The sequence below is a fragment of the Pseudomonas sp. AP42 genome (genome assembly GCF_001728935.1).
GTDB classification, from domain to species: Bacteria; Pseudomonadota; Gammaproteobacteria; order Pseudomonadales; family Pseudomonadaceae; genus Aquipseudomonas; species Aquipseudomonas lactis.
Window position 1 is genome coordinate 1 of the sequence record NZ_LYSO01000127.1, and the last position, 16459, is coordinate 16459.

The window sequence follows — 16459 nt, forward strand, 5'->3', positions numbered from 1 at the left end:
GGTTACCGTTGATTGCGACAGCGTTGTGTAGATACCTATGGCTATCGCAGGCAAGCCAGTTCCCACATTTTCAACCTCACTTCGATGCGCAATCAGCGAACGCCCTCCGTCCTCAGTGCCGCCGGGGTGTAGTCCGCAGCCTTGGCGGCAAAGCCGAACACGAAGCTGCTCTTCTCTTCATTCTTCATGCCCAGCGCGATGTAGCGCCCGGCAATCAGGTCGTACAGGGTTTCCACGGTGTAGGCCGGCACCTGGTGGTCGTAGTAGAACTGCGCATGGCCTTCGGCGACGCGCCACAGTTGGCCGCGGCCGTCGTAGTGGTCCACCAGCGCGACTTGCCAGCTGTCTTCGTCGATGTACATGTGGCGCTTGGCGTAGATGTGCCGCTCGCTGGGTTTGACGGTGCCGACCACTTCCCACACGCGGTGCAGTTCGTAACGGGTCAGGTCCTGGTTGATGTGCCCGGCCTTGATGATGTCGTCGTACTTGAGGCTCGGCGAGTCGAGCTTGTAGCTGTTGTAGGGAATGTACATCTCCTTCTTGCCCACCAGTTTCCAGTCATAACGGTCGGGCGCGCCGGAGAACATGTCGAAGTTGTCGGTGGTGCGCAGGCCGTCGGAGGCGGTGCCCGGGCCGTCGTAGGACACCTGCGGCGCACGCCGCACCCGGCGCTGGCCGGCGTTGTAGATCCAGGCCAGGCGCGGTTCCTTCACCTGGTCGAGGGTTTCATGCACCAGCAGCACGTTGCCCGCCAGCCGCGCCGGCGCGGTGACCGATTGCTTGAAATAGCTGAGCACGTTGGCGGCCTTGGCCGGGTCGATATCCGGGATGGCTTGCGGCACCGCTACTTCTTCTTCGAAACGGATCGGCGTGTAGCTGCCATTGGTCTGGGGCGTGGCCTGGGTGATGATGCGCCGCAGGTTGCCGCCGTGGTAACGGGTGATGTGGTTCCACAGCACCTCCACACCATTCTTCGGGATGGGGAACGCGTAGTAACGGTTGCCGGTGAAGTTCTCCAGGCCGTTGCCATCGTTGATCGCCTTCACATTCACGGCGCTGCGCTTGATCGACTCGTAAATGTCCGCCGGCAAGTTGACCGTGCGGTGGCTGGGGTATACCGGGATTTTGTAGGTTTCTGGGTAGCGCTTGAACATCGCCACTTGGCCGTCGGAGAGTTTGTCCTTGTACTTGTCCACCGTGGCGGCGGTGATCACGAACAGCGGTTTTTCGTTGGCGAAGGGGTCAGCCAGGAAGCCCTTGCTGTCCACTGCGCCGGCGTTTTTCGGGATACCGCCGGTCCAGGCCGGGATCGAGCCATCGGCGTTGCCGGCTTTTTCGGCGCCGACCGGGGTGAGGGTAGTGCCGAGCTTGGCGGCTTCTTCGGGCGATACCGCCGCCATTACGTTGGTGGCCAATACGCTCAGGGCCAACACTGCAATCATCTTACGCATAGGGTCTTGTCCTTCTTTTAAACCAGATCAGAAGTTCACGCCGAAGCTGAGGGCGAGGAAGTCGCGGTCGGTCAGGGTGTTGTAGTCACCGCCAAAAAAATCCGTGTAGCTCAGGCTTGCGGTGTAGGTGCTGCGATAGTCCGCATCCACGCCGACGCTGATGGCCTTGGCGCCTTTGTTGAACAGGCCGTTAGGGCCGTAGCCCGCGACGTCATGGGACCAGGACAGGTTGGGCTTGAGGTTTACACCGGCAATGGCGTTGTTGTAGTCAAGGATCGCCCGCGCCCGGTAGCCCCACGAGGTGGAGGTGACAAAACCGTCGGTGTCACCTTGAAAACCATAGGCGCCGTATACCGAGTCTCGGCCGTAGCGCAGTTTGCTTTTGTCTTCCAGGCCGGCGACGTGCACCACCGCCGCTTCGCCCACCAGGGTCAGGCGCTCGGCGCCCAGTACCTGGTCGAAGAACTGAGTCATGGTGCTCTGGATCTGCGTGATTTCCTTGCGGCGGTAGCCTTTGTTGTCGTCGCCGAAATTGCTGCGGATGGGTGAAGCAAGTTGGCCCGCGATGGGATTGACCAGGGCCAGGGTCAGGTCAGTGGTGTTGAGCTGCACCGGCGCATTGGGCCGATAGCTGATCTCACCGGTCCACGCCGTACCCGTGGGCAAGGTGGTGGAGAAACTGGCGCCGAACAGGCGAATGTCTTCCGGGTAATCCAGGTAGTACTGGCCACGGCCAAGCAGGGTGCTTTGCGCCAAACCAGCACCGGAGCCGGGCGCCAGGGCGTTGGCGGTGTTGATAATGCGCCCGATGGTGGCCAGGTTGGTATTGGCGGTCAGGGTGCCGACGGTCGGTGTGCGGCTGTGGTAGTTCATGAAGTACAGGCCGTATTCGGTGTCATCGCCCAGCCAGCGCAGGGCCGCGCCGAACTGGCCGGAGTCGCGCGCATCGCGGTCACCGGCACGCCGTACAATCACGCCTTCATTGGTCACGCCAAACCCTTGACCAAAGGCAGCGGCCACCGGTTGCAGCGGTCGGATCGCCGGGCTGCCCACGGTGTAGTTATTGGTGCAGCCATCCGCCGCCACGTCCCCGCCGAAGAAGGTGCCGCAGTTGTCGAGCACCGTCTGGTCCCATTCCAGCTGGTAGAAACCCTCGACGGTCAGTTGATTGGTCAGGCTCTGGGAGGCAAACAGCATGTTCACCGGGATCAAGCCTTCCTTGATCTCGGCACCGGGCCTGCGGAACGCCGACACGTCGATCGGGTTGATGCTGTTGATGGAATTACCGATGAAGGTACTTTCGCCCCAACTGACCACCTGCTTGCCGGCGCGCACGGTGCCGGGCAGGTCGCCCAGGGAGTAGTTGTGGTAGACGAAGGCATCGAGGATCTGCGCACCGCTGGATTTGGCGCCTTCCTTGCGGTTGTGGTCGCTGATGGGCTTGAACTCGCGGTCTTCGTCCTTGAGTTCAAAGTCGTACCAATACTTGCCACGCACGAATACGCCGGTGTCGCCGTACTTCAACTCAAGGTCGTGCAGCCCCTTGAAGATCTTGGAGAAGGTCTCGCCCTTCTTGAAATTGAGGCGCCCGTCATCCCCGGTGGACGCCTGGCCCGTCCCGCCATTGACGGTGCCGACCAGGCTTTTATCGGCATCGCGCATGCCCCAACTGGCGCCGACCGACAGCGAAGAGTCGAATTGCCCCTCGATCTCGCCGATGTTGAACGAAACAGCCTGCGCCTGGGCACAGCAGCCCAGCGCAACCGCAGTGGCCAGCGCCTGTGGCGTGAAGATGGCGCGCATTATTGTTTTTGTCATGCGTCTTCCCCGGTGAGTGACAGAAGGCCCCACCCTACTGCCGCCCTTGAGGAGCGATAAGCGCACCAAGGAGGTATTCGTGTTGTCGCTCGAAAGGATGAAGGGGCTCTCTGGCCGGGCGTTGGCCTGGTGGCATGCATGCGATGGATGAAGGGTTATCAGAAGAATCGATGACGCCTTGTAATTATTGCCGATCCGGTAATAGTCCTTGTCCCGATTTGCTATTACTCATTCTGTTACAACCGATTATTCTTGCCTGGCTTTCAGGGCAAAGAGCCCGCTCCCGCATCAGGGAGAAAAGCTGATTTATAGCGGATTGATCCAGTAATCAGTCTGTTCCCGGTGTTCACTGACGTTGATTTGTCGCTCCTTGATCCAACGTCTTACTTCGGCCGCTGCCTATGCAGCGGCCTTTTTTATGCCAAAAATAAAACGGGGCGTCATCGACGCCCCGTGGGATTCATTGATTTACCGGCAATGATCAGAGGCTGAACTTCTGCAAGTTGGCCATCATTTCCTTCAACGCCTCGATGTTGTCCTTGGGGTGCGCAGCCCCTTCAAAGTCGCAGATCTGCTGCCAGTGCGCGGCCACATCTTCCGGCGAAAAACCGGCCTCGGGATCAAAACCCACACCCAGACTACGCTCCCAGCGGGTCTTGCCGATCCAGCCGCCACCCACTTCAAACAAGCCTGCGGTTTCCTCACAGGCTTCACTGCCCAGGTACACCACCAGCGGGCTGACCAGTTCTGGCTTGAGGCGCTCGAACACTTGCGGCGGGATCAGCCCTTCGGTCATACGCGTGCCACCGGTAGGAGCAATCGCGTTGACCAGGATGTTGTTCTTGCGCCCTTCCAGCGCCAGGGTGCGGGTCAGGCCATACAGGCCCAACTTGGCCATGCCGTAGTTGGACTGGCCGAAGTTGCCGTAGATACCGGACGTCGACGCCGTGAAGATCACCCGGCCATAACCCTGCTCGCGCAAATGCGGCCAGGCGGCGCGGGTGACTTTGTAGGCGCCTTCGACATGCACCCGGTAAACCAGGTCCCAGTCGCTGTCATCCATTTTATGGAAGGTCTTGTCGCGCAGGATCCCGGCGTTGTTGACTACCACGTCGACCCGGCCGAAAACATCCAAGGCGTTCTGTACGATTTTGTCGCCGTCGGTGACGGAGTCATGGTTGGCTTCGGCAATGCCGCCCGCCGCGCGAATCTGCGCCACCACCCGGTCGGCCGCCGAGGCATTGGCGCCCTCGCCTTGGGTTGAGCCACCCAGGTCGTTGACCAGCACTTTGGCCCCGTGCTTGGCGAACAGCAGCGCATGGGCCTGGCCCAAGCCACCACCGGCGCCGGTGACGATCACGACCTTATCCTGGAACTGCACTGACTCACTCATACCGAACTCCGCTGGCGACAATGGGAATAGGCAGAGTGTCACGCAGGCAGCCTTTGGTCACAATAAAGACGTCCAGGGCTGAATGGTGCCTGATAAGGCAGCGGGATGATGCGCAGGCTCAGGAATAGGCCGCACGCGGTGAAGGCTGGCCGATGCGCTCACGAAACGCCTGGTAGTGCCTGAGTACCTGGACCGGCGCCTCGATCTGCGGGTAGTGGCCGATATTGGCCAGCCTTATCGTGTCGGGCTCAGGCACCAGTTGGCGATAGCGCTCGACCATATGGGCACCGGAAATCGGGTCTACTTCGCCGTCGATCACCCGCAACGGCACTTCGCCTTGCTGCATGGCCGCCAGCCAACACTCGCGCAGACGACGGCGCTGGGGAATGTAGGCGATGAGTTTGTGCAGGATACGCGGGCCGTCGTTGCAACTGATCAAACTCCAGAAATCATCCAGCACACTTTCACTGGGTCGCGTCTGGGGGCCGAAAATCTGGTTGAAACTGCTGGCCAAGGCATTGCGCCCAAATGCCCGGCCGATCATCCAGCCCAGAGGGCTGAGCAATAGCTTTTGCACCAGCGCCGGCCGATGGGTTTCCGGAAACAGCCCGCCGTTGAGAAATACACAACTCGCCATCTGGAACCCTCCCTCGTAATGCCGGGCCAATAACTCTTGGGCGACGCTGTCGCCATAGTCATGGGCCAACACATGCACCGGCTGCTCTACGCGCAGGTGCTCAAGCAGCGCCTGTTGCAAGTCGGCCTGTTCCAGCAGGCAATAGTCGTGGTTCAAGGGTTTGGCCGAGTCGCCAAAGCCGAGCATGTCGCAGGCAATTACCAGGTTGCGCTGGGCCAGGGGCTGCCACAGGTAATGCCAGTCCCAACTGGCCGTGGGGAAACCATGAATCAGCAGCAACGGCTCACCCTGCCCGGCCACCCAATACCGCACGGTGTGGCCACGAAAGACGAAGTCCTGGCCGCGCTTGCGCCAGGCTCTGAGCGGTATCTCGGCGAGTGGCATCAGCTTTTATACCCGGGGTCCTGTTGGTCCAATTTGCGCAGCAGTGCCGGCCAGGCCAGCGCACCGCCCATACCTTGGGCGCTTTTTGTGACAGCTGCCACCATCGCCTTGGCACCGGCGAGAATCTGCGGCTCGATGGCGATCAACTCGGTGCCGCCGCTCTGGGCCAGTACCTGGATCTCGCAAGCGCGCTGGAAGGTGAACATCATCAGGAAGGTATCGGCGATGCTGCCGGCGCAGGTCAGCAGGCCGTGGTTGTGCAGCATCAGGAAATTGTTCTGGCCCAAATCCGCTTGCAGGCGGGCCTTTTCCTCGTGATTGAGCGCCACGCCCTCATAGGCGTGATAGCCAAGGCTCGACAGCACGAACAGCGATTGCTGGCTGATGGGCAATACGCCCTGCTTTTGCGCACATACCGCCACACCCGCAGCGGTGTGGGTATGCAGCACGCAGGTCACATCGTGGCGCACTTCGTGGATGGCGCTGTGGATGGTGTAGCCCGCCGGGTTGATCTCGTAGGGGCTGTCCATTTGCTTATTGCCGGCCTGGTCAACCTTGACCAGGCTCGACGCGGTGATCTCGTGGAACATCAGCCCATAGGGGTTGATCAGGAAATCTTCAGTGCCCGGCACCTTCGCCGAAATATGCGTGAAGATCAGGTCATCCCAGCCGTGCATGGCCACCAGCCGATAACAGGCCGCCAGGTCCACGCGGGTTTGCCATTCGGCGGCGCTGACCTGGGCTTTGACGTTTTGTGGCGATGGAGCAGGGGCTAGGCTCATGGCAATGACCTCCTTGGCGCACTTCTTATTGTGTCTAAAGTGAGAGCCAGTCTAGTCAGACGCCGAGGCGCAAGGAGTTTCCTTGGCAGCCAGCTTGATGACTGAGCGAGTCAGTCATGAGAATAGTACAGATATGGGTCAAACAAGCGCCGTCAATAACGGCGCTCTCGGGTATTCAACCGCGCAGCGCAGTGACCAACTCGCCCAGCCAAGGCTCGGCATCAGCTTCCGGAGTAACGCTTTCACTGGCGTCCAGGCGCAGCATTGGCAGCACTTCGTGGACACCCAGTTCGGCGAACAATTCGCGCATTTGTTCACCGCCGCCACAGAAGGTATCGCCGTAGCTGGCGTCGCCCAGGCCGATGACTGCACCTGGCAGGCCGCGCCAGGCGGCGGGCAGTTGGTCGCGAATGGTCGAATACAGCGGTTGCAGATTGTCGGGCAGCTCGCCCATGCCGGTGGTCGAGGTCACCGCAAGGAATGCCTCGGGAGCAAAGGCCTGCACGTCTGCCAGCGTGGCACGAGGGTTGTGCCAGGCGTTGAAACCTGCGTCCTTGAGGATTTCTTGCGCGTGGCGAGCGACTTCTTCAGCCGTACCGTAGACCGAGCCGGAGAGGATGGCGACTTTCATCAATCTGATCCTGTAGTTGAGTGAAAGCGTGGGATATTAGCAGCCTGTGGGAATATTTCAGTGCGCGCCGTGCAACATTCAAGACTTGCCATAAACTGGCAAGGTCAAAATCAGGCCAGGGACCGCTCAATGATTAACGCCAAACTGCTGCAAATGGTCGTCAATGCGTCCAACGACGGGATCGTCGTTGCCGAACGCGAAGGCAAAGACAAACCGCTGATCTACGTCAACCCGGCCTTCGAACGGCTGACCGGCTATACCCTCGACGAGATCCTGTATCAGGACTGCCGCTTCCTGCAGTCGGGCGACCGCGACCAACCGGCCTTGATCGCCATTCGTGACGCGCTCGACAGCGGCGGCGCCTGCAGGGAGATCCTGCGCAACTTTCGCAAGGACGGCACGCCTTTCTGGAACGAGCTATCGCTTTCCACCGTGTACAACGAGGTCGACAAGCAAACCTATTTCGTCGGCGTGCAGAAAGACGTCACTACTCAAGTCAAGGCACAACAGCGTGTCGCCCAACTGGAAGCCCAGCTGGCCGAGCTCAAGAGCGAGCTCGCGGCACTCAAGGCGACGAGTGGATTTAACAAACTGTAAAAAACGCGGTCTTTAGAGCGATAATGGCTTTTTAATGCCTCAGCCTTGAGCTAGATCAATGCAACGCGACACGCTATTGACGCAGGACGAACTGGATTTTATCCAGGACATGCAGCACAACCCGCAGCTCAACCTGCGGGATGCATGGTCGAGCCTGACGGTTAATGGCGGGGCACAGATTCGCGATTTGCTCACGCGGCTAGCGGCTCACGACCAAGTCACCATCCAGGCGCAGTTCGACAACCAGCAACTCACCTTCCCGTTGCACCTGGTGGAAGATGAGTTTCACGCTGTGCATTTGCGCCTGGGCGTACCGAGCATTTTTGAAGACGGGCCGATGATCCGCCCGTGGCGCCTGGCCCTTGAAACGCCGGTGGCGCTGGAAAACATCAAGGGCTACTCCAGCGCGTTGTGGGTGCACGAAGTGTCATTCAAAGGTGTGTTGGTAGAAGTGCGTGGCCGGGTCAAACCGCCGAAGACCTTTTCCCTGTGGTTCAGCCCTTCCGGCTACGAGCGCATCGCCCTGCGCGGCACGCTGGAGCGCGAAACCGCCCGAGGCTTGTTCGCTTATCGCCTGAGCCAGAGCGATGCCGATGAGATCGAACGGCTACGCCAGTTCATCCTGCACCAACACCGCCTGGTGCATCCGCACGTTCACGCCTGAGACTCGGGCCCCAGATGGCCGCTGAGCAGTTGCTGCAAGCGGCGCGGCATCAAGCGTCCGTCATTGCCCAGGCAACCAATCGACGAACCCTCCAGGCTGTGCTCTGCCAGGTCCGACGCTTCTCCAGCCAGTAACAACGGGCAATCGAGGGTGAAGGCCAGGCGATTGAGCCGCGACGCCAACTCTGTGCCAGGGGCGTGGTTGGAAAACAGCACCAAGGCTTGCGGTCGGGTGCGCTCGCAGATCAGCGTCAATTCATCCAGTGGCTGGCCAACGCCCAGGACCTTGACCGCCAGCTTCTCACTCGACATCAACAAGCCCGCCACCAGTAACTCCAGCTCACGGCACTCTCCGGCAATGGCTGACAGCAACACCCTGGGCACGGGTGAGGCACAGGCCATTTGCAGACAGCGTGCGACGCGCGAGCGCAGGAAGTTATCGAAGAACAGCCACTCGCTGGCTTGGCCAAAGCGGCCTTGGTGACGTAACAACTGCTGCCACAGCGGGACCAAAATGTCTTGGAACACCACGGTCGTCGAATAGACGCTGAAGATCTGGCCATACAACCGGTCGAGCTCACGATCATCAAAAGCACTGATGGCCAGCCGCAGTTGCGCCTGCCACTGGCGCCACTCCAGTTCGGTATCGCTGCGTGACGCCGTGGCCGGTTCGTTGGCCTGTGGGTCGCGCGCCAAAAGCTTGCCGACTTTGCTCACCGCCACGCCCCGCTCGATCCAGTCGAGGATGCGGTGCACGGTGTCGATATCGGTGCTTGAGTAAAGCCTGTGCCCACTTTCGGTGCGTAAAGGCTGGATCAAACCGTAGCGACGCTCCCACGCACGCAACGTCACCGGGTTCACACCTGTGAGTCTTGCCACTTCACGAATCGGAAACAGCCCCTCGCAGTCAGTGTGGCTGTCGGGTGTCGTTTCGCGAAGAGGCGCAGTGATTTCGGGCATCAGCGGTCTAAAAACTTGTATGAATTTGAACACCATTTAACGCCGATTGAACTGCATGATTCAAGATCTACGGCGATCCATCCGAAGTTTCTGGCGTATTTGGGCAAATCCGGAATAATCCTTGCCTGTTCTTTTGCGTCGCTGCACCACCCCGCAGCTTCGTCCGTGCACAGCCTACCCGGCTCGGCGCACTTGCTGATTTGGAGATATACGATGTCTACCTCACCCGTCACCTTGATGGTTGCGCGCCGCGTGGCCAAGGGTCGCTACGAAGAGTTGATGGCCTGGCTGCGCGAAGGCGAGCAATTGGCGACTGACTTCCCCGGTTACCTGGGTTCCGGCGTGCTGGCCCCGCCGCCTCATGATGATGAGTTCCAGATCATCTTCCGCTTTGCCGATGAAAAAACCCTGCATGCGTGGGAATTCTCAGCCTCGCGCGGCGCGTGGCTAAGCCGTGGCAGCGAGCTGTTTGCCGACCCGTCGGAGCACCGTGTCAGCGGTATCGATGGCTGGTTTGGCGCAGTAGGTGCCCGCCCGCCACGCTGGAAACAGGCCGTGGCCATCTGGCTGGCATTTTTCCCGGTATCGCTGCTGTTCAACTTCGGCCTGGGCTCGCTGCTCAATGAGCTGGACCTGTTCAGCCGTGTACTGGTGAGCACCGCTGCCCTGACCCCGCTGATGGTTTACCTTTTTATACCGCTGTCGACCCACCTGCTGGCGAACTGGCTGCACCCCTCGCCCCCTCGCAAGGTCACCGAAGCCGCCGCTTGAGTACAGGGAGGCCGGGGCGCTGGTATAGTTTGAGCCTGCCAGCGACTTGAGCCTCCCATGAATGCAACCAACGCTCCGATCCTGATCACCGGTGCCAGCCAGCGTGTCGGCCTGCATTGCGCCGAGCGCCTGCTGGATGAGGGCCAATCGGTGATGTTCAGCTACCGCAGCGAACGCCCCGGCGTGCAGGCGCTGCGTGAGCGAGGCGCCATCGGCGTGTTTGCCGACTTCTCCAGCGAAGCCGGCGTGCTGGCTTTCATTGGCGCAGTGAAAACCCATACCCAAAGCTTGCGCGCAATCATCCACAACGCTTCAGCCTGGGTCGCGGAAACTCCGGGCGACGAAAGCCGTGCCTTTATCGACATGTTCAGCGTGCACATGCTTGCGCCGTACCTGATCAACCTGCATTGTTCACCTTTGCTGCAACGTTCGACACCCGCCGATATCGTGCATATCAGCGATGACGTGGTGCGCAAGGGCAGCCGGCAGCACATCGCCTATTGCGCCACCAAGGCCGGGCTCGACAGCCTCACGTTATCGTTTGCCGCGCAGTTTGCGCCGCTGATCAAGGTCAACGGCATTGCCCCGGCGATGGTGATGTTCAACGAAGGCGATGACGCAACCTATCGCGCCAAGGTCCTGGCCAAGTCGGCCCTGGGCATCGAGCCCGGGCCCGAGGTGATCTACCAGAGCGTGCGTTACCTGCTGGACAACCCCTATGTCACCGGTACCACCCTGACCGTCAACGGTGGGCGGCATATCAAGTAAGCCGTTTTTGAGGATGTTGTATGACCTTATCCCTGCCCCACCACTATCGCGAAATCCTAAAGGGCCTGGGCGAAGACCCGCAGCGCGAGGGCCTGCTCGATACGCCCAAGCGTGCCGCCAAGGCCATGCAGTACCTGTGTCATGGCTATGAGCAGAACCTGGAAGAAATCGTCAACGGCGCGCTGTTTGCGTCGGACAATGACGAGATGGTGATCCTCAAGGACATCGAGTTGTATTCGTTGTGCGAGCATCACCTGCTGCCCTTTATCGGCAAGGCCCATGTGGCCTATATTCCGACCGGCAAGGTGCTGGGCCTGTCAAAACTGGCGCGCATTGTCGACATGTTCGCCCGACGCCTGCAGATCCAGGAAAACCTCACGCGGCAAATCGCCGACGCCATCCAGGACGTGACCCAGGCCGCCGGCGTGGCGGTGGTGATCGAAGCCAAGCACATGTGCATGATGATGCGCGGCGTAGAGAAACAGAATTCAACCATGAACACCTCGGTGATGCTCGGCGCCTTTCGCGAGTCGAACACCACCCGCATGGAGTTCCTGCAACTGATTGGACGGAGCAAGTAGCAATGCCACAACTTCAACCAGGCATGGCGCGTATCCGGGTCAAGGACCTGTGCCTGCGCACCTTTATCGGCATCAACGAGGACGAAATCCTCAACAAGCAGGATGTGCTGATCAACTTGACCATCCTGTATGCCGCCCAGGAAGCCGTACGTGACAACGACATCGACCACGCCCTGAACTACCGCACCATCACCAAGGCCATCATCGCTCACGTCGAAGGCAATCGCTTTGCCCTGCTGGAGCGCCTGACCCAGGAACTGCTGGACCTGGTGATGAGCAACGAATCGGTGCTGTACGCCGAAGTCGAAGTAGACAAACCCCACGCGCTGCGTTTTGCCGAGTCGGTTTCGATCACTCTGGCCGCCAGCCGCTGATAGCAAGTGAGCCCTATGAACGACCAACAACGCCTCGAACTCGAAGCCGCCGCCTTTCGCCGACTGGTAGCCCACCTGGACAGCCGCAAGGATGTGCAGAACATCGACCTGATGAACCTTGCCGGCTTCTGCCGCAACTGCCTGTCCAAGTGGTACAAGGCCGAAGCCGACGAGCGCCAGATCGAGCTCAGCCTCGATGACGCCCGTGAAGTGGTGTACGGCATGCCGTACGCCGAGTGGAAAGCCCAATACCAGCAAGAAGCCAACGCCGACCAACAGGCCGCGTTTGCCAAAGGCAACCCCCAGGGTTAGGCGCTAAGCCCTCACGACGTGGGGCCAGCCCGCGGGAAAAACCAGGAAAGCAAAAGCATGCAGATTCAAACCTTTGATACTGCGGATGTGGATCAGCAACTGGCGATTTCCGGCTGGCAGGAGCACTACCAGCAAATGTCCCCAGGGTATTTTCGGGGCAAAGTTGTGTACATGCAGTTGGACGGCATCGAGGTGTATGAAGAGCAGATGAACACGCGGGTGGAGCAGCATTTCCATGCGCCCGCCGGTTCATTGGTCTTCAGTTTTGATACCAGTGACGGATCGCTGTACCTGCTCAACGAGGACAGTCAGAACACCTGGGTCACCCCGCAAAACTATAAAGAAGTCGCGGTGGTGATCGGCCCTCAATACCTCAAGCAACTTGATTGCCTGAATCTGAGCAACCTGGATGGCATGCTCCTCACCCCACTGGTTTCCCGGCAGAGCCAGGTTTTTGGCCACTGGTTGAGCAGCACGCTTCAACGGTTGGCCGTGGGGCAATCCCCGGTGCCTGAAGAAGGGCTGGCACAACAGCTGGTCGACGATTGCCTGTATATCCTCGATTGCCCGAGCCAGACGCCGGACCTGGCAAGCCTGAAACACCGAGCCCATGACCGCCGTCTTATCCAACGGGTTTTCGACCTGGTCATGGCCAGCCCGCAAGAACACTTCAATGTGTTGCAACTGGCCAACGGCGCGGGGGTGTCTGTTCGTCAGTTGCAACAACGCTTCACGTCTTCTATCGGTGTATCACCCAGCCAATGGCAGCGGTTACGCCGATTGAACTTTGCCCGCCGCGACTTACTGCGCAAGGTGCCCGCAGAGACGACCGTGGCGGAAGTCGCCATGCGCTGGTCATTCTGGCACCTGGGCCGTTTCTCCCAGGCCTATTACCAGCTCTTTGGTGAACTCCCCAGCCGCACACTCTCGCGTCCCCGCTGAATCGGCCCCCAAGCGCTTGCGCACCAAAATGATGCGCGCACGCAAGCGTAAATCGGATAGAGGCCAGCCTTCTTGCGCCCGCATTATCGACTTCAAACAAGGAACCGTGCGTTCGCCGGCCACTGTGCCGCGTCGCTAAAACCTCAATAGAACAAAACCAATAAAAAGGACCTTTGAATGAAGCGATTGACTCCCTGTGTTCTGGCCGCGATGTTAACGGTCCCCTCCCTGCAGGCCATGGCAGCAGCCGATCTGGTATTCACCAATGGCAAGGTTTTCACCGGTGTCCCCGGCCAAGCGCTGGCTCAAGCGGTGGCGGTGGAAAACGGAAAAATCCTCGAAGTCGGCAGCGATGCGCAGATCAATGCCCTCGCCGATGCCAACACTCAACGGTTCGACCTTGCGGGCAAGGTGTTGATGCCCGGCATGATTGATACTCACAGCCATCCGGTGTCTGCGGGCCTCGCGAGCCTGGGTGCCAACTTGCTGGATGAAGAAAAGCCATTGCCCGAGCTTGAGCAATGGATCATCGAGCAAGATAAGGCAGGCCGGGCCAGATCCGGGGACGTCATCTTAATTGCCGGCACCAGCTCGGCCTATTGGGATAAAAGCCGCGAACTGGGCAAGATCTTCAACCACGGCCGCTGGGCCGACCAACCGCTGGTGCTCAGTGGCATCGACGGCCACACCGGCTGGGCCAACAACGCCATGCTCAAGCGTGTGAAAGTCGATGCAGCACTGGTAAAAGGCCTGCCTGCGACCGAGCGTGACTACATCGGTCACGAAAACGACTTCACCCCCACCGGTTATTTTGCCGAGTCTCGCTGGGATCAGGTGCGCAATAAGGTTCCTGCACCGAGCAAAGAGATCATGCTCAAGGCCGCTCGCGAAGCGGTGAAGGTCAATAATGGTTATGGCGTCACCGCGTGGATGGATGCGGCATCAAACGCCGGCAATGGCGACTCGCTGTTCGACTTCACCGCCACGGAGCAGAGCTACGGCGTGCTGCCGTTCTACCGCGAACTGGCCGAGAAGGGCGAACTCAGTGCCCACGTCGCGGCCTTGATGCTGACCAACTCCAAAAGCAAGCCGGCCGACCTGGAAGTCGTGGCCAAGGTAATGAAAAAATTCGAGGGGGTGCCCAACCTGACATTCCCCGGCCTCAAGATCTTTGCTGACGGCATCATGGAGTTTCCAGGGCAGACCGCAGCGGTCATCGTCCCCTACAAAAACAGTAATAAACGCGGTCAGTTGCTGATCGATCCGAAGCATTTCGGTGAGTTGGTGGTGGCTGCGGAAAAGCGCGGCTGGATCATGCATGTGCACGCGGACGGTGACCGCGCCGTACGTGAAGCCCTCAATGGCTTCGATTATGCGCGCCGCCTCAACCCGACGCCTGTGGCCCATAGCCTCGCGCACTTGCAAGTGGTCGATCCAGACGATTTCCCTCGCTTCAAGCAACTGGGGGTCATTGCCTCCATGCAATTGCTGTGGGCCACCAGCGAGAGTTACACCGAAGAACTGGTCAAGCCTTACATCAGTAAGTTTGCCTACGATCATCTGTACCCCGCCAAATCCCTGCATGACGCGGGTGCAACCATCGCGGGCGGCAGTGACTGGCCCGTCTCTGGCCCCAACCCGTGGAATGCCATTGCTCAGGCCAGTACGCGCAAAGGCCCATTGGGGGTGCTTAACGCCAAGGAAAGCCTTGATCGCCAGACCATGTTCTACGCCTACACCCTCAACGCCGCCAAAACCCTTCGCCTGGATCAACAGATCGGCTCTCTGGAACCCGGTAAGCAGGCTGACCTGATCGTCCTTGATCGCGATGTGTTCAAGGTCAGCGACGACGAGCTATTCGAGACCAAGGTCCTGAACACCTTCTTCTCCGGCAAACAGATCTGACCCACTCGCTCAATATTACGCAAACACCTGACGCCGCTCCCAGAGCGGCGCTGGGCACACTCGCGCCTGGAATAACTCACACACTCATAACAATAAGAGACTCCTATGAACGCACTTTCCGTCTTCACGCTTGCAGCGCTCGCCTTGACGCCCCTAATCAACGCTCAAGCCGTCGAGCTCAACGACAGCTTCGAACTCATCATCAACCCCGCGCTGGTCAGCGACTATCGCACCAGTGGCATCTCGCAAACCCTGGGTGACCCTGCCGCACAACTGGGGATTACCCTCAACCACGCCAGTGGTTTGTACGCCGGCGTCTGGACCTCGAATGTCGACTTTGGCAATGGCTCCAAAACGCGCCAGGAAATCGAATATTTCGCCGGCTATTTTTGGCAAATCCATGACCGCATCAGCCTGGACACTTTCTACACGCAGTATGAGTACCCGCGCCAAAGCGATTACAACCAGGGCGAACTCAAGACTGTCCTGGATGTTTACGGCGTTCTGTTCGGCGGCAAATACGTGCGCAACATGAAAGGCCCTGACTACGAGGATGAACATGGCGAGTTCCACAAGGGTAAACAAGACGAGGACCTGTCATCGTGGTTCATCGGTTACCACACCGTGCTGCCCGCAGAGGTCGGCCTGGAAGCTCGCTATGAATACGTCGACTACAAAGACGATGTATTTTTCAGTAACAACGGCAACGGCCGTGCCGATTATCACAACTGGGAAATCAAGCTCAGCCGCGAGTTGGTCGGCGTTAACTGGTCGCTGAGCTATATCGACACCGACCTCTCGAAAGCCGAATGCACCAGTTTTACCGGCTTCGACAACCTGTGCAGCGCAACAATAGTGGCCGGCGCAAGCAAGACGTTCTAACCCGCCCGTCAGCTTGCATGTGGTTCGAAATAACCTTGAAAAAGTTACTATAGGTAATCTCACCTACACCCGTTAAGAAAGAGCCAGAACCGATGACTGATTTGAATACCCTGCGCGCCAGCCTCAACAGCGGCGAACATGTCTTTGCCGACACCCTGGCCTTTATCGCCGCCGGTTACGACTACCAACCGCAAGCCTTCACCAACGGCAGTGTGGAAAATGCCGCCGGGCAAAATGAAGGGTCGTGCAAGACCTTGGGTCTGGCGCTGCTGGAAGGGCTAAGTGATCAGGAAGCACTGCTGGCGTTTGGTGAGCATTACCGGTCGGTGGTGGCCACTCCGGACGGCAGTGACCATGGCAATATTCGGGCGTTGATTGCCCATGGGTTGGCCGCAGTAAAATTTGCTGAACAGCCTCTGACCCGCCGCTGATTTCATCGTCGACCCCGCTCAATGTGGGAGCCGGGCGCCTGATGCCTGTAGGAGCGAGCTTGCTCGCGAAAACTCAAAGGCGCCGCGCTCATTCAGCAAGCACGCGTTATCGTTGACGTTTTTCGCGAGCAAGCTCGCTCCTACAGAACGCGATGACCGCTTAACTGACCGGTAACC

Annotated in this window: 18 protein-coding genes; 11 read left to right on the plus strand and 7 right to left on the minus strand. The window is 59.3% G+C overall.

Annotation, left to right across the window (positions count from 1 at the left end):
• Positions 1–92 precede the first annotated feature (92 nt).
• The 6 genes from A7K61_RS26905 to A7K61_RS26930 form a co-directional block, all read right to left on the minus strand.
• Entirely contained in the window at positions 93–1451 is a 1359-nt protein-coding gene (locus tag A7K61_RS26905; RefSeq protein ID WP_069558727.1) for a DUF1329 domain-containing protein, read from the minus strand.
• A gap of 27 nt (positions 1452–1478) precedes the next feature.
• Positions 1479–3269, minus strand: a complete 1791-nt coding sequence (locus A7K61_RS26910) for a DUF1302 domain-containing protein (protein ID WP_069558728.1) — start codon at positions 3267–3269, stop codon at positions 1479–1481.
• A 481-nt stretch (positions 3270–3750) separates the two neighbouring features.
• The gene (locus A7K61_RS26915; RefSeq protein ID WP_044268345.1) at positions 3751–4662 is read right to left on the minus strand and encodes an SDR family oxidoreductase; all 912 of its coding nucleotides are present in this window, start codon (positions 4660–4662) and stop codon (positions 3751–3753) included.
• A 118-nt stretch (positions 4663–4780) separates the two neighbouring features.
• Entirely contained in the window at positions 4781–5683 is a 903-nt protein-coding gene (locus A7K61_RS26920) for an alpha/beta fold hydrolase (RefSeq protein ID WP_069558729.1), read from the minus strand.
• Positions 5683–6465 carry a class II aldolase/adducin family protein gene (locus tag A7K61_RS26925; protein ID WP_044268349.1) on the minus strand — a complete coding sequence of 261 codons (783 nt, stop codon included), beginning with the start codon at positions 6463–6465 and terminating at the stop codon, positions 5683–5685. The genes A7K61_RS26920 and A7K61_RS26925 overlap by 1 nt, the downstream gene beginning before the upstream one ends.
• A gap of 175 nt (positions 6466–6640) precedes the next feature.
• The gene (locus A7K61_RS26930; protein ID WP_044268352.1) at positions 6641–7096 is read right to left on the minus strand and encodes a flavodoxin; all 456 of its coding nucleotides are present in this window, start codon (positions 7094–7096) and stop codon (positions 6641–6643) included.
• A gap of 129 nt (positions 7097–7225) precedes the next feature.
• Here A7K61_RS26930 and A7K61_RS26935 point away from each other — a divergent pair, with 129 nt between their 5' ends.
• On the plus strand, positions 7226–7693 hold the full coding sequence (locus tag A7K61_RS26935; RefSeq protein ID WP_047711753.1) for a PAS domain-containing protein: 468 nt from the start codon (positions 7226–7228) through the stop codon (positions 7691–7693).
• A 58-nt stretch (positions 7694–7751) separates the two neighbouring features.
• Positions 7752–8357 carry a hypothetical protein gene (locus A7K61_RS26940; RefSeq protein WP_020302026.1) on the plus strand — a complete coding sequence of 202 codons (606 nt, stop codon included), beginning with the start codon at positions 7752–7754 and terminating at the stop codon, positions 8355–8357.
• On the opposite strand, the gene A7K61_RS26945 is transcribed toward A7K61_RS26940, so the two are convergent.
• Entirely contained in the window at positions 8348–9316 is a 969-nt protein-coding gene (locus A7K61_RS26945; RefSeq protein ID WP_047711754.1) for a MerR family transcriptional regulator, read from the minus strand. The two genes, A7K61_RS26940 and A7K61_RS26945, sit on opposite strands and share 10 nt — an antisense overlap.
• A gap of 213 nt (positions 9317–9529) precedes the next feature.
• Between A7K61_RS26945 and A7K61_RS26950 the strand changes: the two genes are divergently transcribed.
• The 9 genes from A7K61_RS26950 to A7K61_RS26990 all read left to right on the plus strand — a co-directional run bounded on the left by A7K61_RS26950 (position 9530) and on the right by A7K61_RS26990 (position 16282).
• Complete coding sequence (locus A7K61_RS26950; protein WP_057710535.1) at positions 9530–10087, plus strand: hypothetical protein; 558 nt, start codon at positions 9530–9532, stop codon at positions 10085–10087.
• Between the two features lie 57 nt (positions 10088–10144).
• A complete protein-coding gene (gene folM, locus A7K61_RS26955; protein WP_047711756.1) occupies positions 10145–10855 on the plus strand; it encodes a dihydromonapterin reductase in 711 nt (236 codons plus the stop codon).
• A 20-nt stretch (positions 10856–10875) separates the two neighbouring features.
• The gene (gene folE, locus A7K61_RS26960) at positions 10876–11436 is read left to right on the plus strand and encodes a GTP cyclohydrolase I FolE (RefSeq protein WP_003194072.1); all 561 of its coding nucleotides are present in this window, start codon (positions 10876–10878) and stop codon (positions 11434–11436) included.
• Between the two features lie 2 nt (positions 11437–11438).
• Positions 11439–11810, plus strand: coding sequence for a dihydroneopterin triphosphate 2'-epimerase (folX, locus tag A7K61_RS26965; RefSeq protein ID WP_003194073.1), 372 nt, complete (start codon positions 11439–11441; stop codon positions 11808–11810).
• 15 nt (positions 11811–11825) lie between these two features.
• Positions 11826–12122, plus strand: a complete 297-nt coding sequence (locus A7K61_RS26970; RefSeq protein WP_056788738.1) for a DUF1244 domain-containing protein — start codon at positions 11826–11828, stop codon at positions 12120–12122.
• A 57-nt stretch (positions 12123–12179) separates the two neighbouring features.
• Positions 12180–13064, plus strand: coding sequence for a helix-turn-helix domain-containing protein (locus tag A7K61_RS26975; RefSeq protein ID WP_044268374.1), 885 nt, complete (start codon positions 12180–12182; stop codon positions 13062–13064).
• Positions 13065–13241: 177 nt separating this feature from the next.
• Positions 13242–14969 (plus strand): amidohydrolase, encoded by a 1728-nt coding sequence (locus A7K61_RS26980; RefSeq protein ID WP_069558730.1) that lies wholly within the window; start codon positions 13242–13244, stop codon positions 14967–14969.
• 105 nt (positions 14970–15074) lie between these two features.
• Positions 15075–15851 (plus strand): TorF family putative porin, encoded by a 777-nt coding sequence (locus A7K61_RS26985; RefSeq protein WP_069558731.1) that lies wholly within the window; start codon positions 15075–15077, stop codon positions 15849–15851.
• 92 nt (positions 15852–15943) lie between these two features.
• Complete coding sequence (locus A7K61_RS26990; protein WP_044268381.1) at positions 15944–16282, plus strand: HopJ type III effector protein; 339 nt, start codon at positions 15944–15946, stop codon at positions 16280–16282.
• Positions 16283–16459: the final 177 nt, after the last annotated feature.